Here is a 21,462-nt window from a genome sequence, read left to right on the forward strand (position 1 = left end):
TCACTCGACACCCCGATCGGATGCCGTTCCGGCCGGGGTGTCGATGGTGATCCCTTGCATCGGCGCGCGCCGTGGCCCGGGCGGGCGCGCGCTTAGTCGGCTCTGAAGCCCGAGAGCTTGTGCGTGCCGTCGCAGAACGGCTTGATCGCGCTCACGCCGCACCGGCAGAGAGCCATCGTGCGCCGGTTGCGCGGGATCGGGTTGCCCGCGTCATCGAGCAGCTCCACGTCGCCCCGCACGAGCAGCGGCCCGTCGGGGCACGCGGTGATGGTCACGGATGCACCGCGGTGCTCGCTCATCGTGTCTCCTTCTTCCGTAGCGTTCTCATGCTGTTCGCCGCTTTCCGCAGTCGCGTGCCCCGGTAGGGCACCCCGCCGCGCAGGCGCAGAGACAGCGCCACCCAGCTCGTCACGCCTCGCTCGACGACCCAGGGGACGGCCCACAACGCATCCATCCGCCCGAACACCCCATGGCTCCCGTCGCGGCGGCGCCCGGCCTCCGCGACGGCGATGACCGCCACCCCGGCGAGCGCGAGTGCTGCCGGTCGCCGGCGCAGCGCGAGGATGAGCGGAACGACTGCCAGCTCCACCGCGAGCCGAGCGGGCTGCGCGAGGCTGTCGTACGCCTGGCGCACGCGCTGCTCGCCGAAGCGGCCGGCAGTCGCGGGCCGGCGCGCGACGAAGATGTCGCGTGCGATGCGACGGCGGCCGCCGCCGGCGAGGATCGTGCGTTCGAGCTCGAGGTTCTCGAAGAGGACGTCGGTGTCGTAGCCGGGGCGCGCGCGGGCGGTCCGCACGGCGACGGTTCCGGAGAAGTCTCCCCCGAAGGCCCGGTTGATGAGGGTTCGGCCCGTATCCCAGCGGGCATGCCACGGGCGGGGTCGCTGCCAGATGTTCTGAGGCCGCACGATGTCGGCATCCGCCAGCGCCGCAACCACCCGTTGCAGCGCGCCGTCGTCGTACCGGACGTCGTCGTCGGCGATCACGGTCACCGGATGCCGGGCGAGGAGAAGCCCCGTCATCGCTCCGCGTGCCTTCCCATTGCGGCCGGGGACCGACGGCGGAACCACCCGCACGACGTCCCAGTCTCGGCGGTGGGCGGCGAACAGGTGCGCGGGCGAGCCGTCGACGACGGTGACGTCGACGCGACGGGCGAGCCAAGCGAGGTACTCCCCCAGCTCGGCCTCATCGGCCCGATGGGTCTCGTCATCCCAGCGCAGCGGCAGAACGTACTCGACGTCCCCGCGCATCACGCCGTGAGGTCGGGAAGAACGCCGCCGCGGAGCGCGCTGCGCCCCGCCTCCCAGGCGGCAAGCACATGGTCGCCCACGAGGTCGTCCATGACCAGGCATGCGCGGGCGCCGAAGAGGATGTCGGGCAGCAGGTCGGGCTCGTCCTCGGCGAGGGATCCCGCGAGGTCGCGGCCGGCGATCTGCTCGTGCACGGCGTCGGCCTCGACGTGCTCGTCGAAGTACCACGTGACGTCGGTCCCGAATCCGAGGCGCCGGAAGCCGTCACCGTAGGAGCGATTGGGGATCGACGAGGTCATCTCGAACGCCGCGAGGTGACCGACGATCGCGCCGCGCAGGCGACGGTGGAGCCCGAACAGCGACATGGCGTTGTGGCTGGCGAGCACGACGGCGGGCACCATGTCGATGTACGCGCCGTACGTGTCGTCGAGGCCCGCGCCGCGCACGCTCTGGGCGAAGATCGTCGCGTGCACGCGTGCCGGGTCACCGCCGCCGTACTCGTCGGACTGGATCTCTACGAGCGCCGCCTTCGAGCGACCGCTGAGCCGCGGGATCGCCCACGAGTGCGGGTCCGCTTCGCGCAGCGTGTAGACGGTGCGGAGGATGAGGAACTCGCGCAGCTGCTCGAGCGAGGCCTTCTTCGCGACGTATCGCGACATGCCGGGCCCCGCGGTCGGGGCGGTCAGGTCGAACAGCCAGCGAGCGACGGCGTCACGGTCGGGCTCGGGCGGGTCGATGACCTCGGCGGAGTCACGCAGGGCCGCTTCGAAGGCGCGCTCGATGCGGCCGCGCGCGGCGATGAGCGACGGCTCCCATTCCCACGAGGCGTCGAGGCCGGGCAGCGAGCCGTAGTGGAGGGCGTACATCAGGAACAGGGCGAGCTGCAGGTCATCGTCGCGGAGGGTGTCGCCCGTCTCGGCGAGCGCCCGACCGACGATCTCGGGAGCATCGACGGGCAGACCGCTCGTCGCCGGTGCGACGAGCACCCGCTGGAGCATGGCGCTGACAGGTCCCCTCGAGCAGAACGGCAGGGGGTCGGCGACGCCGAGATCGATCGGGACGGTCTCGATGGTGGTGCTCATGGGGCTCCTCGGGGGTGACAGCCGTGACCGTACGTGCCCCGCGCGGCATCCTTCGAGCGGGTTGACCGGCATCATCCGCGTATGCAAGCTCACCTCACGGAACGGGCGCGACGCGCGCGGACGATAGCGCGCAGTCGTCGGCTCGTCCAGCCCGTGGGCCGTGGCCGGGGTGCGGTCGCATCGTGGCGGCACCGTGTCCGCACGAACCCCGGCAGAGAGGCGATCGATGAAAGCCATGACCTACCGCGGACCGTACAAGGTCCGTGTGGAAGAGAAGCCCGATCCGCGCATCGAACACCCCCATGACGCGATCGTGCGGGTGACGCTCGCGGCCATCTGCGGCTCGGACCTGCACCTCTATCACGGCATGATGCCCGACACCCGGATCGGTCACACCTTCGGCCACGAGTTCATCGGCGTGGTCGAACAGCTGGGCGGTGCGGTGACGAACCTCGCCGTCGGCGACCGGGTCATGGTGCCGTTCAACATCTACTGCGGATCGTGCTACTTCTGCGCACGCGGGCTGTTCTCGAACTGCCACAACGTCAACGCCAACGCGACCGCGGTCGGGGGCATCTACGGCTATTCACACACGGCGGGCGGATACGACGGCGGTCAGGCCGAGCGCGTGCGTGTTCCCTTCGCGGATGTCGGACCCACCGTCATCCCGGATTGGATGTCGGACGAGGACGCGCTCATGCTCACGGACGCCTATTCGACGGGTTACTTCGGCGCCCAGCTGGGGAGCATCGTCGAGGGCGACACCGTCATGGTGCTCGGTGCCGGGCCGGTGGGTCTCGCGGCGGCGCAGTCGGCCTGGCTCATGGGTGCGGGGCGGGTCATCTCGTTCGACCACCTCGACTACCGCCTGACGAAGGCGCGCGAGTTCGCCCATGCCGAGACGGTGAACATCTCCGAACACAGCGACGTCGTCGTGGAGATGAAACGGATGACCGACTACCTCGGCGCCGACGTCGTCATCGATGCCGTGGGTGCCGAGGCGGACGGCAACGTCACCCAGCACGTCACCTCTGCCAAGCTCAAGCTGCAAGGCGGCTCGCCCGTCGCCCTGAACTGGGCCATCGACGGGGCACGGAAAGGCGGATCGGTCTCGGTGATCGGTGCGTACGGTCCGTTGTTCAGCGCGGTGAAGTTCGGCGACGCCCTCAACAAGGGACTCACGCTGCGGATGAACCAGGCACCGGTCAAACGGCAGTGGCCGCGCCTGTTCGAGCACATCCGTGCGGGGTACATCTCGCCGAGCGACATGATCACCCACCGCATCCCTCTCGACCACATCGCCGAGGGTTACCACATGTTCTCGTCCAAGCTCGATGACTGCGTGAAGACGGTCGTCGTCCCCTCGGAAGGCTGACCCATGACCTCGAACCGCTCTGACGTGCCGACGCCGTACACCGCGAGCGTGCCCCGGCCGGCGCCCGACCGCGCGGCACTGCGCGCGCGCATACCGGGATGGGGCGTCGACCTCGATCCCGCCGACCGTCCCTCCGGTACCGTCGAGAAGATCGACGAGGCCGCCGCCGAGCGCGGGATGCCGCCGCGCCAGGGCCTCGACCCGCGCCGCGAGCGCTCGATCGAGCACGCCTTCCTCACCCCCGTCTACGGCACGGCGCAGCCGCTTCACGGACTGTCCGGTCGTATCCGCAGGCTCGGATACGACCGGTTCAGCGAGGGGCGCGCCGCGCACTGGCTGCTCCTCATCGCCGGCGATCGCGTCGAGGCGATCGGTGCGCATCTGCGTTCGTTCGCGACCACGCGGCCCGATAACCCGATCACCGAGACCGGTGTTCTGAGCGAGGCCCGGCGGCATCCGATCCGGTCGCGGTTCGGACGCGGCCGCGTCGATCAGCGCCACACCTGGCTCGACCCCGTTCTCGTCGCGGGCCCATGGGTGCTCGCCGTGTGGGGCGTGTTCCGCCTCGTGCGTCGCACAGTCCGGCGGAGCTAGCCCGGGCGGGCGGTCAGCGCCGCGGTGTCTCGGCGACGGTCGCCGGATCAGCGAGGGGTTCGAAGAGCGCGCCGTCGCTCGGCGGCGTCTTCGCAGCGCGACGGACGCGCGCGTCGGCGATGTCGGCGGACAGGCGCGCGGTCACCCGTGGCGCCAGCCGCGCACCGATGAGCGAGGCCCGTGCCTTCCAGCCGGCGGGCTGCGCGATCCGCGGGTGCAGGCCCGCACGAAGGATGGCGTCGACGACCGGTTCCGGCTCATCCATGAGCGGCATCCGCAGCGCCCGGCCCGCGTGGTTGCCCGCGTGCCGCCAGAAGGGTGTCCGCACGGCCCACGGCAGCACGGCAGCCACCGCGACGCCTGAGACTCCCGTGAGCCGGAGCTCCTGCTGCAACGTCTGGGTGAGGCTGAGCAGCCCGGCCTTGGTCGCCGCGTACGAGGCCTGGTAGGCCAGGGGCACGACGCTCTCGACCGAGGCCGTGTTCACGAGCACGCCGGATCCCTGCGCGATGAATCGACGAAGCGCGACGTGCGCTCCGCGCATGGCCCCGATGAGATTCGTCTCGACGACGCGGACGTGCTCCTCGATCGGGACGTCGCCGAACAGGCCGATCGTGCCGACGCCGGCGTTGTGCGCCCAGACGTCTATGCGCCCGAACACCGTCTCCGCCTCGTCGGCGAGGCGCTCGAGGTCGCCCGCACGCGAGACGTCCCCGACCACGGCATGAGCTCGTCCGCCTGAATCCCGGATGCGCTCGACGAGGCTCGTCAGCGCGTCCGGTCGCCGGGAGAACACGACGACGGCCGCTCCGAAGCTCGCCGCGCGCAGGGCGACACCTCTCCCGATGCCCGTCGAGGCCCCCACGACGACGACGGTACGCCCGGACAGGTCGGCGAGACGCGAGGAAGCAGCCATGCTCGAAGCATCGCCGCCACCGCGCTCACCGCGATGCCCGTTGCGCCCGGTGCTCCCAGGCGCTACGGGCATCGCCGTAGGCGCACTGGTCAGCGGTCGGTACGCGCGTCCTCGGCGGCCTCTTCGGCCTCGGCGCCCTCTTCCGGCGACTCGGAACCGGCCGAGGCCGCTTCGTTGTCCTCGTGCTGGTGCTCGTCGTCTCGCCCGTGGTGGTCGGCACTCATCTGGCTTCTCCGATCGGCTCGTGTGGCGCCCCCGACTGCGGAGGCACCTCCCACTCTGCACGCGGATCGGATGCCGCGAACCGGGGTTGCACCGGGAGCGGATGCGTGCGAGCCGCACCGCTCCCGGAAGCCGCGGTCAGTCGCGCGTCTCCGAGCGGTGGCGGGGCTTGCGAGCCGGCCGGTCGTCGCGGTCGCCGTCACGGTCGCGGTCACGCGGTCGGTCGTCGCGGTCGAAGCGGCCGCGCGAGCTGCGGCTCGGGCCGCCGGTGTCGACGCGGATCTCGATCGCCTTGCCCGAGATGCGGGTGTCGGCCAGGCGGTCGAGCGTCGAGTGGGGCATGTCGGACGGCAGCTCGACGAGCGAGAAGTCGGGACGGATCTGGATCGCGCCGAAGTCGCCGCGGCTGAGACCGCCCTCATTCGCGAGCGCCCCGACGATCTGACGGGGCTCGACGCGGTGGCGCTTGCCCACCGCGATGCGGTAGGTCGTCATGTTCGGGTTGCTCGCACGCGGGCGGCGTTCCGGCCGCCCGTCGCGGTCGTCGCGGTCGAACGAGCGCGGGGCACGGTCCTCGCGCGGCGCGCGTGCGCGCGGCTCGGGGTCGGGCTCGAGCAGCAGCGGGGTCTCGCCCTGCGCGACCACGGCGAGCGCGGCGGCGACGTCCACTTCGGGCACATCGTGGTGACGGACGTAGTGGGCGACGATGTCGCGGAACCGCTCGATGCGGTCGGTGTCTTCCAGCGCAGCGGTGATGCGGTCGTCGAACCGCGACAAGCGCGTGACGTTGACCTCGTCGACGCTCGGCAGCTGCATCTGCGTGAGCGGCTGGCGCGTCGCGCGCTCGATCGCGTTCACGAGCCCGCGCTCGCGCGGCGTGACGAAGCTGATCGCGTCACCCGTGCGGCCGGCACGCCCGGTGCGGCCGATGCGGTGCACGTACGACTCGGTGTCGGTCGAGATGTCGAAGTTGACCACGTGCGAGATGCGCTCGACGTCGAGGCCGCGGGCAGCGACATCCGTGGCGACGAGGATGTCGAGCTTGCCCGACTTCAGCTGGTTGACGGTGCGCTCGCGCTGCACCTGAGCCACGTCGCCGTTGATGGCGGCGGCAGAGTAGCCGCGGGCGCGCAGCTTCTCGGCGACCTCCTCGGTCGCGCTCTTCGTGCGGGCGAAGACGATCATCGCCTCGAAGTTCTCGACCTCGAGGATGCGGGTGAGCGCATCGATCTTCTGCTGATACGACACGATCAGGTAGCGCTGGGTGATCGTCGAGGAGGTCGTCGTCTTCGACGCGACCGTGATCTCCTCGGGGTCGTTGAGGTACTGCTTCGACATGCGGCGGATGGCCGCCGGCATCGTTGCGGAGAACAGGGCGACCTGCTTGGTGTCCGGGGTGTCGGCGAGGATCGTCTCGACGTCCTCGGCGAAGCCCATCTTGAGCATCTCGTCGGCCTCGTCGAGCACGAGGTACTTCAGCTCGGACAGGTCGAGCGTGCCCTTGTCGAGGTGGTCCATGATGCGCCCGGGCGTTCCGACGATGACGTGGACTCCCCGGCGCAGCGCCGAGAGCTGCACGCCGTAGCCCTGACCGCCGTAGACCGGGAGGACGTGGACACCCTTCGTGCGCGACGCGTACTTCTCGAACGCCTCGCAGACCTGCAGCGCGAGCTCGCGGGTCGGGGCGAGCACGAGGGCCTGCGGGGTCTTCTGAGTCAGGTCGAGCCGGTCGAGGATAGGCAGCGCGAAAGCCGCGGTCTTGCCGGTACCGGTCTGCGCGAGGCCGACGACATCGCGCCCCTCGAGGAGCGTCGGGATGGTCGCGGCCTGGATCGCCGACGGGGTCTCGTAGCCCACGTCGGAGAGCGCCTTGAGCACCTGCTCTCCCAGCCCGAGGTCGCGGAAAGTGATGACGGGCGGCTCGTCGACGGACTCGGGTACAGACTGTTCAGCAGAAGTGGACACGCTTCAGGGTAGTCCGCCTCTGCCGAGATCGCATGATCGGCCCGGCGCGACGGAGCCCGGTGCCCTAGCCTCGAAGCAGGTCGACGGACTCGAGGGGGTATCGATGCCGGAGTGGTTGCTCTTCACCATCGCCGCGGTGGTCTTCTCGATCGCGGCCACCTGGCTCGCCAAGCGGGCGCTCGAGGCGCGGGTCGGCTGGGTGCGCGGTCCTGTCGTCTCGCTCATCGTCTTCGTCGTCTTCGGCCCGCTCGGCATCTGGGTGCTGCGCGGAGCGGGCGTGCTGCAGGAGCAGGGCGGGCTGCTCACGGATCAGCCCGTCGCTTTCGGCTTCGTTCTGCTCGTGCTGGCCTGGCTCTTCGCGATCGTCCTCATCGCCCTCATCACGCTCGAGCTCATGTGGCCGGCGCGGCCGCCGGTCGGTCCCGTCACCTACGTCCGCGAGGCGTTGCACCGCCGCCGCCGGGCGGTGAGGTACGCGCGTATCGTCGCGATCGCCTCGCGGCACGGCCTCGGCGGGATGCGCAGCGAGTCGGCGCGAGCCGAACTGCCTCGGGCGCTCGCGGCCACCCTCGACGACGCGGGCGTGACGTTCGTCAAGCTCGGTCAGATCCTGTCCACCCGCAACGATCTGCTCCCCGCCGAGATCACGAGTGCGCTCGCCTCGCTGCAGATGGACACGACGCCCATCCCCTGGCCGGAGGCCAAGGCCGCGATCGAGAAGCAGCTGGGCCGGCCGATCGAACTCGTCTTCGCCGGCATCGACGAGACGCCGCTGGCAGCGGCATCCGTCGGTCAGGTCCACGGCGCACGGCTCAAGGACGGACGCGCCGTCGTGGTGAAGATCCAGCGACCGAAGGCGCGCGCCCAGGTCGCAACTGACCTCGACATCATCGAGCGTGCCGCCGCCGACCTCGAGCGGCGCACGACGTGGGCAAAGGATGTCGGCGCCTCGGCCCTCGCCGCGCAGTTCTCCGCAGCTCTGCGCGAAGAGCTCGACTACCGCGTCGAGGTCTCGAACATGGAGATGCTGCGCGACTCGATGACGGCCGCCGACGCTCGCGCGGTGCGGATCCCGGACGTCTATCCCGACCTGTGCACCGAGCAGCTGATCGTGATGGAGCACGTGCAGGGCATTCCGTTCAGCCGGCTGCCCGAGCCCGGCAGCGATGCACCGGGCGCCGTCGCTCCCGCGGAGGCGACGCGCATCGCCGACGCCGTGCTCGACGTCATCGTCGGGCAGATCGCACTACGGGGGGTCTTCCACGCCGACCTGCATCCCGGCAACCTCATCCTGCAGCCCGACGGGATCGTCGCCCTCATCGACTTCGGGTCGGTCGGGATCATCGAGCGCAGTATGCGGCGCCTTCTGCTGCCGATGCTCGTGGCATTGCACAACGAGGACGACTCCGGCGCGACGGATGCCGTCCTGATGCTCGTGAAGCCGCGCGGCGACGCCGAGCTCGATGTCGGAGCACTTCAGCACGACATCGGCGTCATCCTCACACGACTGCACAACTCCACCTCCGACCAGCATCTCTTCACCGCGCTGATCGAGGTGCTCCGGCGCCACCGACTCGCGCTCCCGCCCGGTCTGCTGCTGGGATTCCGGACGCTCGGCGCGATCGAGGGGACGCTGCGGCGCCTCGATCCCGACTACGACATGATCAAGCGCGCGCTCTCTCGGGCCCCGCAGTACGCCCTGCACATGGGCGATCCGCGCTCGGCGGCGATGACCGCTCAGGTGCAGCTGCAGCTCGGGCTCGAGCGAGCGCGTGAGCTGCCCCGCCGCGTGGACGGCATCCTCAGCGACCTCGAGTCGGGCCGCCTCACCGTACGACTCCGCGCTCTGGAGTCCCCCGACGACCGCTCGTGGGTCGAGTCGCTCACCGGACGCCTCACCACGACGCTCGTGGGAGCGACCCTGGTCATCGTCGGCGTCATGATGGGCGTCGTCCAGCACGGTCCACTGCTCACCGACTCGGTGTCGGTGTTCCCGTTCCTGGGTAGTGTGGTCGGGCTCGGCGGCCTTCTGCTGCTGCTGCGTTCGCTGCGTTCGGCGCTCGTCCGCCGCGTCAACTCGAACGGCTGAACCCGCGCGGTTGCGGGGCCCGCCGGCGCATCACCTCCTGACGCAGACGTGCGAGGCGCCACGACGCGACCGACTGGAACGCTCGCCTCATGATGGCGAGAACGACCCCGGTGTGAGTGAACTCGTGGCCGACGATCGTCCCGCTCTCGGGGGCCGGACTCGGCCGGAGACGCCAGACGCCGCGTTCGCGTACCCCCGGCGCGTGCAGTTCGTACCGAACCTCGACAGCGGAGATCGCCGTGAAACGGATCGACGCCGGCACGAGACCGCGAACGCGCGTGCGGAACTCCTGACCGACGGCGGCCGACCCCGCCCCCTCTATCGTTCCGAAGGCGGGATTCCACGAGGCGAGCGCGCCCACGTCCGTGAGAACATCGACGATCGCATCAGCGGACGCTTCGATGACCGCCTGTCCGCCGTAGCTCATGCGCTGCGCCGTCCGGCCGCGGCGCCACCGCCCCGCACGAAGGCCAGATAGTCGACGAGCTCGCGTTCGATGCGACTGCGGCTGATGCCAGGCGCCAGGAGTGCGAACGTGATCTGGCCCGGGGTGAACGGCTCTTCTATGGCGGTGTCGAGCACGACCGCAGGTCTGAGCAGAGCGGGCAGCCCGTTCCACCGATCGGCCTGTTCCTGAAGGAAGGCCGTCCCGCGCGCACGCACCAGCTCGGGGAGCCAATCGAAATGGTCCACCGAGAGTTCGACGACGTCGGCACCTTGGGACGCCCCCGCCCCCAGCGGCACCTCGCTCGCGAATGCGTCCGCGGTGATCGGTCTCCCATCCGAGACGACAAGCAAACAACCTCCTCGCGCACGGTGCCTCTCGATGGCTGCACCCTCCTCGGCGTTCGGCCAGTGCTCCGACAGGGTCCATCGGTTGCCGCCCGTGCGGGCCCACCGGATACGGGAGCCGTCGTCGAACACCACCGCGACATCGCCCAGCACCGTCATCGATCCGCTTCTCAGGGTCGCGGTCATGCGAGCACCCCGGAGGGTGAAGGATCGGCGAGGTCCGCCAGCGTCACGAGCTGCAGGCGGGCACGCGTCGCCCGAGCTTCCGCCCGCGACCCCACCACCGCGGGAGCGTCGGCGATCCGCCGCAAGGTCTCGCGCGCGGCATCCACCCGCCCGCTCCCGAGCTGCAGCTCGACCAGACCGCTCAAAGCGCGCGTGTCGCCCTCCGTCGCTGCCTGCGCGCTCCGCGAGAACAGCTGTTCGGCCGAGGTGGAGTCACCGCCGAGTGCTGCCGGCATCGCCAGGTGCCAGCGCGCGAGGCGGTAGCTCGCCAGGGAGTGCTCGGGGTCGGCGCGGAGCACACGCTCGAGGCGGCGACGCACCACCAGGGCCGGCAGGGCACGGAGAGGTGCGGGACGCCGCAGGATCGCCAGGCCGCGTAACCGGGCGTGCTGCACCTCGATGTCGGCCGACCGCGCGTGCGACGACGACATCAGCCGCAGCACGAAGCGCAGACGTCGCTCGTCCGCCACGGCCAGCCTGCCTGCGGGGTCGAGCGCCGCGGTCACGAGGTCATCAAGAGCACGTGGGGCGGCCGAGCCGTCCGCAGCGCGCCAGTCGGTCGCGAGCAGAGCTGTGATGGCGGCCCTCGTCTCCGTGGCCAACCGTTGCGCCGCGCGCTGCTTGCCCCCTGCCAGATCCGGGACGATCGGAGCGCCGAACGCGACGCGGACGCGACCCTCCCGACGGAAGCGGCGGCTGCCCTTCGGTAGCACAGACTCGGTGCCGGTCAGGGCCACCGGGATGATCGGGACACCGGCAGTCAAAGCGAACCGGAAGGCCCCCGCCTGGAACGGGAGCATCTCGTCGGTGGCGTTCCGCGTTCCCTCGGGATAGACACACAGCACCTCGTCGGCGGCGAAAACGGCTTGGACGGCACGGAGTGTGCCCGGGGAGGGGCGGTCTCGCTCCACCGGGATGCCGTACCAGGCTTTCGTCCATACCCGAGACAGGGGACGCTCGAAGCTCTCCTGCTTCGTCAGGAACCACACCGGCCTGCCGACGGCTGCCCCGACGAGCAGCTCCATGACGAAGTGATCGAAGTAGCTGCGGTGGTTGGGAACGAGGACGAACGATCCGGTCGTCGGCAAGTGGTGCAGCCCTTCGACCCCGGCGAGGTGCGTGCGCAGCTGCCGTCGCACGATGGCTCGCGAGATCCGACGCACGAGCACCTCGCTGCGCATCAGCGTGCTCCGTCGAGGATGTGGCGGCGGATGAGGTCGATGCTCGTCATGACGAGGCCGTGTCGATCGGCGAACAGGCGCAGGGCGTCGCGTCGAAGCATCTCACCGTCCTCGCCGATGATCTCGACGATGACACCCGCCGGCGTGCATCCCGCCAGCCGAGCGATGTCCACCGAGGCTCCGGTGTGACCGGTGCGGGTGAGGACTCCCCCGTCACGCGCGATGAGCGGGAACATGTGCCCTGGACGCTGCAGGTCATTTGCCGTGCCGGTGAGCGCCAAACCGATCGTCGTCGCGCGCTCGCCGGCCGAGATTCCCGTCGTCACGCCGCGTGCCGGCGTTCCGTCGATCGACACGGTGAAGGCTGTGCCCATGTGGTCCTCGTTGTGCGGAACCATGGGGGGGAAGCTCGAGCTCCGCGGCGCGAGCGGCCGGGAGCGCGAGGCACACCAGTCCTCGTCCGTGCGTGATCATGAAGTTGATGACGCCCGCGTCGGCATGGTCTGCGGCCGCGACGAGATCCCCCTCGTTCTCACGATCCTCGTCGTCGACGATCACCACGATCTCGCCGCGTGCGATGGCGGCGATGGCTTCCGAAGCGGGATCCATAACGGTGTCCGCGGCGATGTGGTCGAGCTGAATGGTCATGGTGTTCCCCCTCATACGTGGGCCGCCGTTCTCGGGCGGTCCTATTGATGACATCGCATATATTGCCCAAGCATGCGTGTTGTGTGACTCGAAGCTAGTGGGGCGCGAGTCAAGCTCGCGATACCGGTGCATCAGATCTTCATCTGGCGCAACATGCTGTATACATGACACATCATGCATGTTCGACCACGCAGATCGGAGACACCATGAAGGCCATGACCACCCTCGCGATCCGACGGCCACGGACCGTCCTCATCGCCTGGGCACTGCTGTTCCTGGTGGGCGCTCTGCTTGCTCTCCGCCTGGACGGTGTGCTGAGCGGCGGCGGGTTCACCAACCCGCGAGCCGAGGCGCTGCTGGCCCAGGAGACGGTCGAGGAGACGTTCGATGAGGCACCGAATCAGCTGGTCGTCGTTCTCGACGCCGACGTTCCCCTCACGCCAAGCGACGTGGAGCACGCGATCGATCTGGCGACCGACGCTGGCGCAGAGACCATTACCACCGCGTTCGATCAGCCCGGACTCGTGTCCGAGGATGGCCGCACCATGGCGATCATCGCGGGTTTCACCGAGGGCAGTACAGCGGTGCAGAACATCGTGCCGAGACTGCAGGCCGCCCTCGACGACGCCGGCATACCGGGCGAGGCCTTCGTCACGGGGCAGCCGGCACTCGACTACCAGTTGAATGATCATTCCAAGGCGGACGCCCTGCGTGCGGAGATCATCGTGTTCCCCGTGCTGATCGTGGTCCTCCTGTTCGTCTTCGGCTCGATCATGGCGACCTTTCTCCCTCTCCTGGTCGCCGGCTCAGCGCTGATGATCTCGCTCGGATTCGGAACGCTCGCCACGGGCGTCACGGAGATCTCGAATCTCTACTCCAACATCGTGTCGATGATCGGCCTCGCCGTCGCCGTCGACTACTCGCTGTTCATCATCAAACGCTTCCGAGAGGAGCTCGCGGCGGGGCGCAGCACGCCTGAGGCGATCACCGTGACCATGGCGACCGCCGGCCATTCGGTGCTCTTCAGCGGTATCGCCGTCGCCCTGGCCCTCTCAGCCCTCTTCGTGCCGCAGGTGATGGCTCTCACGAGCATCGCCCTCGGCGGCGTCGCGGTCTCGCTCGTCGCCCTCGGAGTCACCATGTTCGTCCTGCCGGCGGGGCTCGCCTTGCTCGGTACGCGTATCGACGCCGGCCGCATCCCGTTCGGCCGGCGACGGCGACCCGCCGGCACCGGTCAGCACGTCGTGCGATCGCGCATCCGCCGCCCCGGTCTCGTCGGCGCCGCCGGCGTCGCTGCGCTCGCTCTCGCGGCGATCCCGGTTCTCGGGTTGTCGCTGCAATCCCCCGTCGCGAGCGCGACGGTGCTGCCTGCAGACGACCCCGCCCGGCAGGGCCTCGAACTGCTCGAGCGGAACGTCGGGCAGGAAGGACTGTTCCCCGTCGACGTCATCGTGACCTTCCCCGAGGGCACCCAGCCGGTCGATGCGCTCGAGGCGACAGCCACGGCGAGCGCGTGGATCGCCGATCTCTCCGGCGCCGACACCGTTCTCGACGCAGCGTCGCTCGCGCCGCTCGGCGGTTCTGCGGCGATCGCACTCGAAGCGGGAGAGACTCCCCCGCCGCTGCAGCGCTTGTGGCACGCGGACGATGCGGGCATCACGGTGCGCCTGCTGGCGACGACCGCCGAGGGGCCCGACTCCGTCAGTGCTCACGCCCTCGTCAGCGACATCCGCACGGGCCTCGTGGATCGTCTCCCCCACGGCGCGGACGTCGCGGTCACCGGCGCGACCGCGCAGGGACTCGACTTCGACGAGACGATCATCCAGAGCATCCCGCTCATCGCCGCGATCGTCCTCACGTTGACGTTCCTGATGCTCGCCTTCGCGTGGCGATCGGTGATCCTGCCGGCGCTCGCGCTCGTCTTCAACCTCCTCGTCGTCGGCGCGAGCCTGGGCGTGTTGACCCTGTTGCAGGGGTGGATGAGCGACGATCCGCTCAACTCGGTGACACCGGTTCTGCTTTTCGCCGTGATGTTCGGGCTGAGCATGGACTACATGGTCATCATCATGTCGCGCATGCGGGAGCTTTACCGGGCGGGCATGCCCTTCGAGCAGTCGGTGCTGCAGGGCGCTGCCCGAACGCGGACGATGATCAACAGCGCCGCTCTGATCATGATCGCGGTGTTCCTGTCGTTCACGACGGCTCAGATAAGCATCGTCCGCGAGATCGGCATCGGCCTGGCGATCGCGGTCGCGCTGGACGCCGTGGTCATCCGGATGCTGGTGATGCCGAGCATCCTGCGAGCCCTCGGGCCACGCTCGTTCGGTCGCCGCACGGAGCCGTCCGCACCGTCGACGGCCGCCGACACCGGCATCCCCGCGCCGGTCCCCGCGCTCACCTGACCCGCGGTCGAGGGGGGCGGGGGGCCCCCCCCCGCCCCCCGCCGCCCCCGGGGGCCGCCGGCGGCGCCCCCCCCGCCCCCCGGGCGGACTTCCTGACACAATGGGGCGGGACCCTCCACCCCACCGCCCCCGAACAGCTGGAACCCGCAATGACCGACACGGCCACCTCGCCGACGACCGACCCGCGCGAATCGGGACTGGCACCGTTCGAGCTGCGTTATCTCGTACTGGCGGCGCAGCGCGAAGGCAATCGCGCTCTCAGCCGGCAGCTCGCGCCCCTCGGACTGACGTCGTCGCAATTCGAGATCGTGCTCGTCCTCGACTCCTACGGGCCGATCTCTCTCAAGGAGCTCGGCGGCCTCATCGTCTGCGAAACGGGCAGCCCCAGTCGCATCGTCGACACGCTTGTGCGTCGTGGATTCGTCGAACGCGCGACGCATCCGGCCGACCGCCGCGCGGTGGCGCTGCAGCTGACCGCGGCGGGAAAGGCGCTGGTCCCGCAGCTTCGTGAGATCGACCGCGCCGTCGACGAGGGAGCCCACGCCCAACTCGACCCCGAGGACCTCCTCGGCCTCACCCGCGCACTGCGCCTCTATCTGACGGGCAGCGAGTACGGCGCGGTGCTCGAGCGCCGCTTCGGCGATGATCGCGCCACCCCGCCCGACGGTGCCCTGTGAAGATCCGCGATCTCGTCCACTTCGTCGCCGTCGCCGACACCCTGCATTTCCCGCGCGCTGCCGAGAAGATCGGTGTCTCGCTTCCCGTGCTGTACTCGTCGATCGACCGGCTCGAAGAAGAGGTCGGGCAGCCACTGTTCGTCAAGGACGGCGGCAAGCCCCGTCTGACCCCGGCGGGCACACTGCTGCTCGCGGACGCACGCGCCGAGGTCGCCGCGGCTCCGGCCCCGGCGGTCGCGCCCCGACAGAAAGCGTCAGGCGGCGGCAAGGCGAAGGCGTCGAAGGGCTCGGGTCGCGCGCCCATCGTGAAGGGTCAGCCCAAGCCGTACAAGAAGCGCCAGGGACGCTGACCCCTCAGGCGCGGGAGGCGACCGTCTCGCGGTCTCGCGCCCCCGCATTCCCCTGGGGGTACCAGCGGAACCGGTCGATCAAGCGCGCCAGCACGGGAACGCGCGCGAGCAGGAGCAGCAGACCGTAGCCCAGCGCACCGCCCGCGACGTTCGAGAGGAAGTCGTTGACGTCGGCGATGTGTCCGCCGGCGAAGTACGCCTGCGCAGCGAGCTGCAGCGACTCCACGGTCAGGCTCGTGATCGCCGCCGCGCCGACGACCTTCAGCCACGTCGGCCGGGCGAGCATGAGCGGAATCAGGATGCCGAGCGGAACGAAGACGAGCATGTTCATCAGCGCGTCGTCGAGCTCGTAGTCGGCGAACGGGATCAGCGCCAGGCCCGGCGTCCAGGGCACCCCCGAGTCGGGCTTGTCGAGGAAGATCGGGAAGATCGTGTTGCCCACGATGCCCGCCGCGTAGACGGCGACCGCCGCGGCCACGGCCGCACGAGGCAGCGAGAAGCTGCGCCGAGCCCACAGCACGGCCAGGAGCACGGCGAAGACCACGATGCCGAAAGGGATGACGACGGGAAGGACCGGTACTTCGGCGAAGGGACTGCTCATCACCGTCGACGCTATCGGAACGTTCGGCGAAGGCCGGGTCGAGGTCATCCACGCCCTGAGCGGAGCGGGCATACGCGAAATCCGCCGCGTCGGCTAGGGCCTCTCGATTCTTCGGCGTCGGTGCGAGAGTTTCGTCCGGACCTCTCGCACCGACGAACGGAGCCGTCATGACGGACGCCAACACCTCACCTGCCACGGGCGACGACGCCGCAGTCGACGATGCCGACGCTCAGACCCCGACCCCGGAGGCGTCCGAGAACACCACGGGCGTCACCCGCGCCGCGTCGCGGGTCGTGCACGGTGTCGCGGATACCGGCAAGGGCGCCATCCACAAGGTGCAGGATGCCGCGAAGGACGCGCTTCCCGATGCCGTTCCCGACGTCGCTGACAAGATCGTCGACGCGGCTGCCGGCTTCGCCACCGCCCGGATCGATCAGAACGTCACGGTCGTCGACGGCGCGCTGACGCTCACACGCCGCACCGGCAAGGCCGCGCGCATCGCCGCAGTCATCGGTGTCGTCGCCGTCGTGGCGCTCCTCATCGCCCGCCGCTCGTAACGGGATCGAACCGCGCTCCCCCGCGCTCGCCGCGCATCGAGAGCATGATCGCGAGGGCGATCCAGCCGATCAGCGGCAAGACGATCAAGAAGAACCACACGCCGCTGCGGTTCGTGTCGTGCAGGCGACGCCAGGTGACGGCGAGCATCGGCAGCAGAGTCGCCAGCGAGAAGACGAGCACGATCACGTCGGGGACGTCTTGGACCACGCGTGTGTCGATCGGCCGCCAGTCGCCTGCGGTGACACCGTTGACGACCTGCACGGCGACGGGAAACAGGACGATCACGAGCATCGGCCACCAGAACTCCGACCGGCTCGCGCGTCCGCGAAAGGTCGCGTAGTTCTGCAACCATCGCCGCAGGGCCGCGAGCGGCGGCGCGCCGATCCAGGGCTGGGCCAGCGGGGGTTCGATGAGACGGTTCGGCCGGGGTGTCGCGTCGCTCGTCATTCCCCGAGCCTAGACGGCGCTCCTCAGGGGACCTTCGGGCCTGCGGCATCCTTCGACTCGAGGAAGGCGCACAGCGCGGCTGCCGTATCGAGCTCCGCCGTGAGCGCCGAGACCTGCTCGTGCGACAGCGCGATCTCATCGGGCTGCGGCTCGAAGACCACGCGCCAGCGGGGGTCATCCGTCGTCGGCGGGCGCGTGTAGACCGTTGTCGATGCGTTGCGCAGCGGTACGACGATCAGGCCGCCGTCCTCGCCGTCCGAGCTGTCCTGGAGCGCCACCTTGATGAGGTCGCCCTCGCCGTGCCGCTCGTGGAACTCGGCGATCCACCCTTCCAGGGTCTCCCTGCTGCGAGAGGTCATACGGCGCTCTTCCTGACCGGGGAGCCGGGGTGTGGTGGCTCGTTCAGGCAGAGAGTAACACTCGGGATGCCGCCGTCTTGCACGCTCGGAAACACTGCTACGCGGCCGGATGCGGTGAGCGATCGGCGACGCGAGCCGATTCCTCACACGCCCGCTGAGGCGAGGAACCCCTCGTTGCACTCGCGCTGCAGCGCGACGTCACGCCACATCGGATGATGCGGCGCCGCGTTCGAGCACACGATGGTTCCCCACGCGCCGATCCGAGCCGACTCCGCCATCGCGAGGCGGCAGAACTGCGCGCCGATCGGCCCCTCCTCGAAGGCGCCGTGCAACGGCGTGTAACCGACCCAGCCTTCGCCGAAGACGGTGGGGATGCCGCGCTCGGCGGCACGGTCGGCGGCGACGTCGAGCCAGAGACTGAGCTTCAGCACCATCTCGTGGTGGTGGACCTGGTAGCGCTCGTAGAGGAAGCGGTCGAAGGCCGCGGCGTCCACCCAGTCCATGAGGTAGATCTCAGGTTTGCCGACGATGGTCGCCTGCATCTTCCACGCCACCTCGTCGGGCAGCACCCAGCTCGTCGGCTCCGGGGCGTCCGCGCGCAGCAGGCCTGCCGCCCGAACCGCCTCGACGGGGAAGTCGGCGAGGCTCCCCCGCAGGTCGAATGCGGCGGTGATCTCGTCGAGGACGCCGTAAACGTAGGGGTGGGTGACGAGGACGTCCATCTCCCGCGGAAGCGTCCGCATCGCCGCGACGGGGACGCCGGCGTAGTTGACGGTGACCGGGTGCGCGGGGTGGCGAGCGTGGAAGGCGGCGAGCCCGCGGTCGAGGCGAGGCGTCAGCGCCGCGATCGCGGCGTCGGGCTCGGTCGCGGCATCCGGCAGGCCCTCGCCGAGATAGCCCGCCTGGACCTCGTTGTGCAGCTCGGTGAACGCGATGCGATCGTCGAGTCCCTCGGCCGCGACGAAGGAGACGAGGTCGGCGAGGCTCTCGGCCAGGCGGAGCGGTCGGTCCTCGGGCGCAACCGCGATGAGCGCCTCCCACCAGGCCGGGTGGGTGGCGAAGACGGATGACTGCTGATACTCCCACGACGAGAGGATCACGAACATGTCGTGCCGCTTCAGAACCCGGAACAGCTCGAGGAGGTGTGCCCGGGCGTCGATGCGGGTGGGCGAGGCGACGTCGTACCAGCGGACGTTCTGCGCGTAGTCTCCGCCGAGCCGGTCGAGCTCGAGGTCGGACGTGTCGATGTCGGTTCCGAAGAGCAGGAACGGCATCGCGCAGATGCGCACCGTGTTGTAGCCGCGGGCGACGGCGTCGGCTGCGGCCGCATCCAGGTCTTCGAACGGCTCCCCCGCGCCGGTTCGGACGTACCACGAGAAGTCCCACAGCGTGATCGTCAGTTTCTCGGGCAGATGGGCGGGGATCGGCACAGGGACGTAGGGCGCGGGCGTCGTCATTCTTTGAGGGCTCCGGTCGACAGCGAGGTGATGAGGGATTTCTGGGTGACGAGGAAGAAGATCATGAACGGGATCGCCACGATGATCGCGCCCGCCGCGAACGCGGTGAAATCGCTGTTCTTCTGCGAGACGAAGCTCACGAGGCCGAGGGCGAGGGTCTGCATCTCGGGGCTGCGCAGGACGAGCTTCGGGAAGATGAAGTCCATCCAGGGTGCCGCGAACGTGGTCACGGCGAGGAAGATCAGGATCGGCTTGGCGATGGGCATGATGATCGTCGCGAAGGTGCGCAGGTGCGAGGCGCCGACGAGGCGGGCCGCCTCGTCGAGTCCATGCGGGATCGTGTCGAGATAGCTCTTGACGAGCCAGATGCTGTACGGCAGGTTGCCCGCGAGGTAGACCAGCACCAGCCCCCAGAGCGTGTCGAGGGCGCCGATGCGCATGAGGATCACGTAGACCGCGATCATCCCGACGAACGACGGGAAGATCTGCAGCACGATCATGCTCGTGAGGAGTGATCCCTTGAAGGTGAACGAGAAGCGCGAGAACACGTACGCCGAGAGCGAGGCGATCACGAGCGTTCCGAGACAGGTGCACGCGGCGATGATGAACGAGTTCAGGAACCACTGCGGGTAGAGGGTCTGCGTGAACAGCTTCGAGAAGTTGTCGAGCGTGAACCCGTTGGCGAACGGAATGGGCGATAGCGACGCCGCCGACCGGCCCGGCGAGACGGCGGAGCTGAGGGTGAACAGAATGGGCCAGATGACCACGATCGACAGCATCACGCAGCCGATGATGACGACGGTCGTCCAGACCGCGGCGCGGACTTTATCGATGCGCATCACAGTTCTCCCTTGAAGGCCTTGGTGCGGCGGAACTGCAGGATCGCGAACGGAGCGAGCACCAGGAAGATGACGACCGCGATCACCGCGCCGTAGTTGTACTGGAGCAGTTCGATCGTGATCTTGTAGATCCAGCTGACGAGGATGTCGGTCGAGCCTGCGCCCGTGCGTGTCGTATCCGCCTCGTTGGGCCCGCCGTTGGTGAGGAAGTAGATCGCGCCGAAATTGTTGAAGTTCGCCGCGAACGACATGATCAGCAGCGGCGCCGTCTGGAAGAGGACGAGCGGGAACGTGATGAAGCGGAATCGCTGGATGCCGGTCGCGCCGTCGAGCGCGGCGGCTTCACGCACATCCTGCGGGATGGCCGTCATCGCGCTCATCGTCAGCAGCATGAAGTACGGGAACCCGCACCAGAGGTTGATCAGCACGACGGTGAATCGAGCGAGGGTCGGCTCGGTGAGCCACGGGATGGCGGTGTCGATGATGCCGAGGTCGAGCAGAAGCTTGTTCACCGAACCGAACGCCCCGTTGAGCATGTTGCGCCAGACGAGCAGTGAGACGACCGCCGGGATGGCGTACGGGAGGATGAAGATCGCCTGGAAGATCGGCTTGATGCGGAAGTTCGACTCGTTGAGGATGACGGCGAGGATCATGCCGCCGAAGAAGCACGTGGCCACGGCGAGCAGCGCCCACACGAGCGTCCAGATGAAGACGCGCACGAGCGCGCCCGCCCACAGCTGGTCACCTCCGAACATCGCGGCGAAGTTGTCGAAGCCGACCCAGTCGACGGTGTTGGCCGGGGGGATGTTGTTCGGCGACGAGTAGTTGGTGAAGGCGACGAGCGCTGAGAACACCAGAGGCACGAGCACGAAGAAGAGGATCAGCACGACCATCGGCGCGAGGCCGAGCACGGGGAAGGCGCGCGTGGTGATGGCCGAGAGCTGGCGGCGCGCCGAGGTCTTCTCCCGGTTTACGCCGAGGCGGTGATCGAGCATCGCGCTGCGCACCGAGATCGCGTACACGGCGAGGAACACCGCAATCACGGCGGACGCGAGCACACCGTCGATGAGCATGAACAGCGAGTTGTCCCGTTCGCGCACCGGCAGCTCGGGCTGCGGTGTGCCGAGGGTGATCATGCCGACCACGTTGCCGATGAGGAACGGCACGGCGACGAGGAACAGCACCTCGACCGCTGCGAATGCAGCGCCCTTGTAGCGCTGTTTCAGCACGGTCATGTGGGCGAGGCCCATGAACGCGAGCGCGAGCAGGCGCACGCGACGGGCGTCGGAGGCCGAGGCGTCCGGGGTCTCGGGGCGCGTCGCCTCGTCAGCCGGTCGTCGCGTCAGAAGCGACATGTCGTGAACCCTTCTCCGGGCGGCGACGCTCCCGCGGCTTCGCCGGAGCGAAGGGCGGGAGCGCCGCTGCGTGGACGGT

Annotated in this window: 24 protein-coding genes; 7 read left to right on the top strand and 17 right to left on the bottom strand. The window is 69.3% G+C overall.

The features are described from left to right. Nucleotides 1-92: 92 nt before the first annotated feature. The 3 genes from VC184_RS09710 to VC184_RS09720 are packed head-to-tail and all read right to left on the bottom strand — an operon-like array spanning nucleotide 93 to nucleotide 2,331. Complete coding sequence (locus tag VC184_RS09710; RefSeq protein ID WP_112617036.1) at nucleotides 93-299, bottom strand: CDGSH iron-sulfur domain-containing protein; 207 nt, start codon at nucleotides 297-299, stop codon at nucleotides 93-95. Continuing rightward, a complete protein-coding gene (locus VC184_RS09715; protein ID WP_323987758.1) occupies nucleotides 296-1,249 on the bottom strand; it encodes a glycosyltransferase in 954 nt (317 codons plus the stop codon). The genes VC184_RS09710 and VC184_RS09715 overlap by 4 nt, the downstream gene beginning before the upstream one ends. Beyond that, nucleotides 1,249-2,331: an iron-containing redox enzyme family protein gene (locus tag VC184_RS09720; RefSeq protein WP_274178585.1), complete on the bottom strand. Its 1,083-nt coding sequence runs from the start codon at nucleotides 2,329-2,331 to the stop codon at nucleotides 1,249-1,251. The genes VC184_RS09715 and VC184_RS09720 overlap by 1 nt, the downstream gene beginning before the upstream one ends. A 226-nt stretch (nucleotides 2,332-2,557) precedes the next feature. On the opposite strand from VC184_RS09720, the gene VC184_RS09725 reads away from it, so the two are divergent. Both VC184_RS09725 and VC184_RS09730 read left to right on the top strand, forming a co-directional pair. Further along, a complete protein-coding gene (locus VC184_RS09725) occupies nucleotides 2,558-3,706 on the top strand; it encodes a zinc-dependent alcohol dehydrogenase (protein ID WP_274178586.1) in 1,149 nt (382 codons plus the stop codon). A 3-nt stretch (nucleotides 3,707-3,709) separates the two neighbouring features. Next, the gene (locus VC184_RS09730) at nucleotides 3,710-4,300 is read left to right on the top strand and encodes a hypothetical protein (RefSeq protein WP_274178587.1); all 591 of its coding nucleotides are present in this window, start codon (nucleotides 3,710-3,712) and stop codon (nucleotides 4,298-4,300) included. A gap of 13 nt (nucleotides 4,301-4,313) precedes the next feature. Here the strand turns inward: VC184_RS09730 and VC184_RS09735 are convergent, their stop codons facing one another. The 3 genes from VC184_RS09735 to VC184_RS09745 form a co-directional block, all read right to left on the bottom strand. Beyond that, the gene (locus tag VC184_RS09735; protein WP_274178588.1) at nucleotides 4,314-5,216 is read right to left on the bottom strand and encodes an SDR family NAD(P)-dependent oxidoreductase; all 903 of its coding nucleotides are present in this window, start codon (nucleotides 5,214-5,216) and stop codon (nucleotides 4,314-4,316) included. Between the two features lie 89 nt (nucleotides 5,217-5,305). Then, nucleotides 5,306-5,440, bottom strand: coding sequence for a hypothetical protein (locus tag VC184_RS09740; protein WP_269268695.1), 135 nt, complete (start codon nucleotides 5,438-5,440; stop codon nucleotides 5,306-5,308). A 136-nt stretch (nucleotides 5,441-5,576) separates the two neighbouring features. Then, on the bottom strand, nucleotides 5,577-7,403 hold the full coding sequence (locus tag VC184_RS09745) for a DEAD/DEAH box helicase (RefSeq protein WP_274178589.1): 1,827 nt from the start codon (nucleotides 7,401-7,403) through the stop codon (nucleotides 5,577-5,579). Between the two features lie 103 nt (nucleotides 7,404-7,506). Between VC184_RS09745 and VC184_RS09750 the strand changes: the two genes are divergently transcribed. Then, on the top strand, nucleotides 7,507-9,492 hold the full coding sequence (locus tag VC184_RS09750) for an ABC1 kinase family protein (protein WP_323985960.1): 1,986 nt from the start codon (nucleotides 7,507-7,509) through the stop codon (nucleotides 9,490-9,492). Here VC184_RS09750 and VC184_RS09755 read toward each other — a convergent pair. From VC184_RS09755 to VC184_RS16355, 5 genes are read right to left on the bottom strand one after another with little or no spacing between them, the layout of a single operon-like run. Next, on the bottom strand, nucleotides 9,476-9,919 hold the full coding sequence (locus tag VC184_RS09755) for an SRPBCC family protein (RefSeq protein WP_282501096.1): 444 nt from the start codon (nucleotides 9,917-9,919) through the stop codon (nucleotides 9,476-9,478). The genes VC184_RS09750 and VC184_RS09755 overlap by 17 nt on opposite strands. After that, nucleotides 9,916-10,470 (bottom strand): hypothetical protein, encoded by a 555-nt coding sequence (locus tag VC184_RS09760; RefSeq protein ID WP_323985962.1) that lies wholly within the window; start codon nucleotides 10,468-10,470, stop codon nucleotides 9,916-9,918. Before VC184_RS09760 ends, VC184_RS09755 begins: the two co-directional genes overlap by 4 nt. Beyond that, nucleotides 10,467-11,690: a lysophospholipid acyltransferase family protein gene (locus VC184_RS09765; protein WP_323985963.1), complete on the bottom strand. Its 1,224-nt coding sequence runs from the start codon at nucleotides 11,688-11,690 to the stop codon at nucleotides 10,467-10,469. The genes VC184_RS09760 and VC184_RS09765 overlap by 4 nt, the downstream gene beginning before the upstream one ends. Further along, entirely contained in the window at nucleotides 11,690-12,064 is a 375-nt protein-coding gene (locus tag VC184_RS09770; protein ID WP_323985965.1) for a 3,4-dihydroxy-2-butanone-4-phosphate synthase, read from the bottom strand. Before VC184_RS09770 ends, VC184_RS09765 begins: the two co-directional genes overlap by 1 nt. Further along, a complete protein-coding gene (locus VC184_RS16355) occupies nucleotides 11,946-12,518 on the bottom strand; it encodes a 3,4-dihydroxy-2-butanone-4-phosphate synthase (RefSeq protein ID WP_407667098.1) in 573 nt (190 codons plus the stop codon). Before VC184_RS16355 ends, VC184_RS09770 begins: the two co-directional genes overlap by 119 nt. Nucleotides 12,519-12,553: 35 nt before the next feature. Between VC184_RS16355 and VC184_RS09780 the strand changes: the two genes are divergently transcribed. From VC184_RS09780 to VC184_RS09790, 3 genes are all read left to right on the top strand, one after another. Further along, the gene (locus VC184_RS09780) at nucleotides 12,554-14,740 is read left to right on the top strand and encodes an MMPL family transporter (protein ID WP_323985967.1); all 2,187 of its coding nucleotides are present in this window, start codon (nucleotides 12,554-12,556) and stop codon (nucleotides 14,738-14,740) included. A gap of 149 nt (nucleotides 14,741-14,889) precedes the next feature. Then, nucleotides 14,890-15,417: a MarR family winged helix-turn-helix transcriptional regulator gene (locus VC184_RS09785; protein WP_282501101.1), complete on the top strand. Its 528-nt coding sequence runs from the start codon at nucleotides 14,890-14,892 to the stop codon at nucleotides 15,415-15,417. After that, complete coding sequence (locus VC184_RS09790) at nucleotides 15,414-15,767, top strand: helix-turn-helix domain-containing protein (RefSeq protein WP_282501102.1); 354 nt, start codon at nucleotides 15,414-15,416, stop codon at nucleotides 15,765-15,767. Before VC184_RS09785 ends, VC184_RS09790 begins: the two co-directional genes overlap by 4 nt. 4 nt (nucleotides 15,768-15,771) lie before the next feature. On the opposite strand, the gene VC184_RS09795 is transcribed toward VC184_RS09790, so the two are convergent. Continuing rightward, the gene (locus VC184_RS09795) at nucleotides 15,772-16,368 is read right to left on the bottom strand and encodes a VanZ family protein (protein ID WP_323985969.1); all 597 of its coding nucleotides are present in this window, start codon (nucleotides 16,366-16,368) and stop codon (nucleotides 15,772-15,774) included. A 167-nt stretch (nucleotides 16,369-16,535) separates the two neighbouring features. On the opposite strand from VC184_RS09795, the gene VC184_RS09800 reads away from it, so the two are divergent. Beyond that, complete coding sequence (locus tag VC184_RS09800; protein ID WP_274178592.1) at nucleotides 16,536-16,925, top strand: hypothetical protein; 390 nt, start codon at nucleotides 16,536-16,538, stop codon at nucleotides 16,923-16,925. Here VC184_RS09800 and VC184_RS09805 read toward each other — a convergent pair. The 5 genes from VC184_RS09805 to VC184_RS09825 form a co-directional block, all read right to left on the bottom strand. Then, nucleotides 16,906-17,373 carry a DUF805 domain-containing protein gene (locus VC184_RS09805; protein WP_323985971.1) on the bottom strand — a complete coding sequence of 156 codons (468 nt, stop codon included), beginning with the start codon at nucleotides 17,371-17,373 and terminating at the stop codon, nucleotides 16,906-16,908. The two genes, VC184_RS09800 and VC184_RS09805, sit on opposite strands and share 20 nt — an antisense overlap. Before the next feature lie 23 nt (nucleotides 17,374-17,396). Beyond that, entirely contained in the window at nucleotides 17,397-17,732 is a 336-nt protein-coding gene (locus tag VC184_RS09810; RefSeq protein ID WP_274178593.1) for a hypothetical protein, read from the bottom strand. A 143-nt stretch (nucleotides 17,733-17,875) separates the two neighbouring features. Beyond that, on the bottom strand, nucleotides 17,876-19,189 hold the full coding sequence (locus VC184_RS09815) for a cellulase-like family protein (protein WP_323985973.1): 1,314 nt from the start codon (nucleotides 19,187-19,189) through the stop codon (nucleotides 17,876-17,878). Next, the gene (locus tag VC184_RS09820; RefSeq protein ID WP_323985975.1) at nucleotides 19,186-20,028 is read right to left on the bottom strand and encodes a sugar ABC transporter permease; all 843 of its coding nucleotides are present in this window, start codon (nucleotides 20,026-20,028) and stop codon (nucleotides 19,186-19,188) included. Before VC184_RS09820 ends, VC184_RS09815 begins: the two co-directional genes overlap by 4 nt. Beyond that, a complete protein-coding gene (locus tag VC184_RS09825) occupies nucleotides 20,028-21,383 on the bottom strand; it encodes a carbohydrate ABC transporter permease (protein WP_323985976.1) in 1,356 nt (451 codons plus the stop codon). Before VC184_RS09825 ends, VC184_RS09820 begins: the two co-directional genes overlap by 1 nt. Between the last annotated feature and the right edge of the window lie 79 nt (nucleotides 21,384-21,462).

The organism is Microbacterium plantarum, from assembly GCF_035231185.1.
Classification (GTDB): Bacteria; Actinomycetota; Actinomycetes; order Actinomycetales; family Microbacteriaceae; genus Microbacterium; species Microbacterium plantarum.

What these genes read in the sequence shown, in the direction of transcription:
- VC184_RS09785 (WP_282501101.1), top strand. Translation starts at nt 14,890, where the DNA reads ATGACCGACACGGCCACCTCGCCGACGACCGACCCGCGCGAATCGGGA.
- VC184_RS09720 (WP_274178585.1), bottom strand. Translation starts at nt 2,331, where the DNA reads ATGAGCACCACCATCGAGACCGTCCCGATCGATCTCGGCGTCGCCGAC.
- VC184_RS09740 (WP_269268695.1), bottom strand. Translation starts at nt 5,440, where the DNA reads ATGAGTGCCGACCACCACGGGCGAGACGACGAGCACCAGCACGAGGAC.
- VC184_RS09750 (WP_323985960.1), top strand. Translation starts at nt 7,507, where the DNA reads ATGCCGGAGTGGTTGCTCTTCACCATCGCCGCGGTGGTCTTCTCGATC.
- VC184_RS09780 (WP_323985967.1), top strand. Translation starts at nt 12,554, where the DNA reads ATGACCACCCTCGCGATCCGACGGCCACGGACCGTCCTCATCGCCTGG.
- VC184_RS09820 (WP_323985975.1), bottom strand. Translation starts at nt 20,028, where the DNA reads ATGCGCATCGATAAAGTCCGCGCCGCGGTCTGGACGACCGTCGTCATC.
- VC184_RS09755 (WP_282501096.1), bottom strand. Translation starts at nt 9,919, where the DNA reads ATGAGCTACGGCGGACAGGCGGTCATCGAAGCGTCCGCTGATGCGATC.
- VC184_RS09805 (WP_323985971.1), bottom strand. Translation starts at nt 17,373, where the DNA reads ATGACGAGCGACGCGACACCCCGGCCGAACCGTCTCATCGAACCCCCG.
- VC184_RS09825 (WP_323985976.1), bottom strand. Translation starts at nt 21,383, where the DNA reads ATGTCGCTTCTGACGCGACGACCGGCTGACGAGGCGACGCGCCCCGAG.
- VC184_RS09715 (WP_323987758.1), bottom strand. Translation starts at nt 1,249, where the DNA reads ATGCGCGGGGACGTCGAGTACGTTCTGCCGCTGCGCTGGGATGACGAG.
- VC184_RS16355 (WP_407667098.1), bottom strand. Translation starts at nt 12,518, where the DNA reads ATGCATGATGTGTCATGTATACAGCATGTTGCGCCAGATGAAGATCTG.
- VC184_RS09770 (WP_323985965.1), bottom strand. Translation starts at nt 12,064, where the DNA reads ATGGGCACAGCCTTCACCGTGTCGATCGACGGAACGCCGGCACGCGGC.
- VC184_RS09810 (WP_274178593.1), bottom strand. Translation starts at nt 17,732, where the DNA reads ATGACCTCTCGCAGCAGGGAGACCCTGGAAGGGTGGATCGCCGAGTTC.
- VC184_RS09795 (WP_323985969.1), bottom strand. Translation starts at nt 16,368, where the DNA reads ATGAGCAGTCCCTTCGCCGAAGTACCGGTCCTTCCCGTCGTCATCCCT.
- VC184_RS09760 (WP_323985962.1), bottom strand. Translation starts at nt 10,470, where the DNA reads ATGACCGCGACCCTGAGAAGCGGATCGATGACGGTGCTGGGCGATGTC.
- VC184_RS09815 (WP_323985973.1), bottom strand. Translation starts at nt 19,189, where the DNA reads ATGACGACGCCCGCGCCCTACGTCCCTGTGCCGATCCCCGCCCATCTG.
- VC184_RS09765 (WP_323985963.1), bottom strand. Translation starts at nt 11,690, where the DNA reads ATGCGCAGCGAGGTGCTCGTGCGTCGGATCTCGCGAGCCATCGTGCGA.
- VC184_RS09735 (WP_274178588.1), bottom strand. Translation starts at nt 5,216, where the DNA reads ATGGCTGCTTCCTCGCGTCTCGCCGACCTGTCCGGGCGTACCGTCGTC.
- VC184_RS09725 (WP_274178586.1), top strand. Translation starts at nt 2,558, where the DNA reads ATGAAAGCCATGACCTACCGCGGACCGTACAAGGTCCGTGTGGAAGAG.
- VC184_RS09730 (WP_274178587.1), top strand. Translation starts at nt 3,710, where the DNA reads ATGACCTCGAACCGCTCTGACGTGCCGACGCCGTACACCGCGAGCGTG.
- VC184_RS09710 (WP_112617036.1), bottom strand. Translation starts at nt 299, where the DNA reads ATGAGCGAGCACCGCGGTGCATCCGTGACCATCACCGCGTGCCCCGAC.
- VC184_RS09800 (WP_274178592.1), top strand. Translation starts at nt 16,536, where the DNA reads ATGACGGACGCCAACACCTCACCTGCCACGGGCGACGACGCCGCAGTC.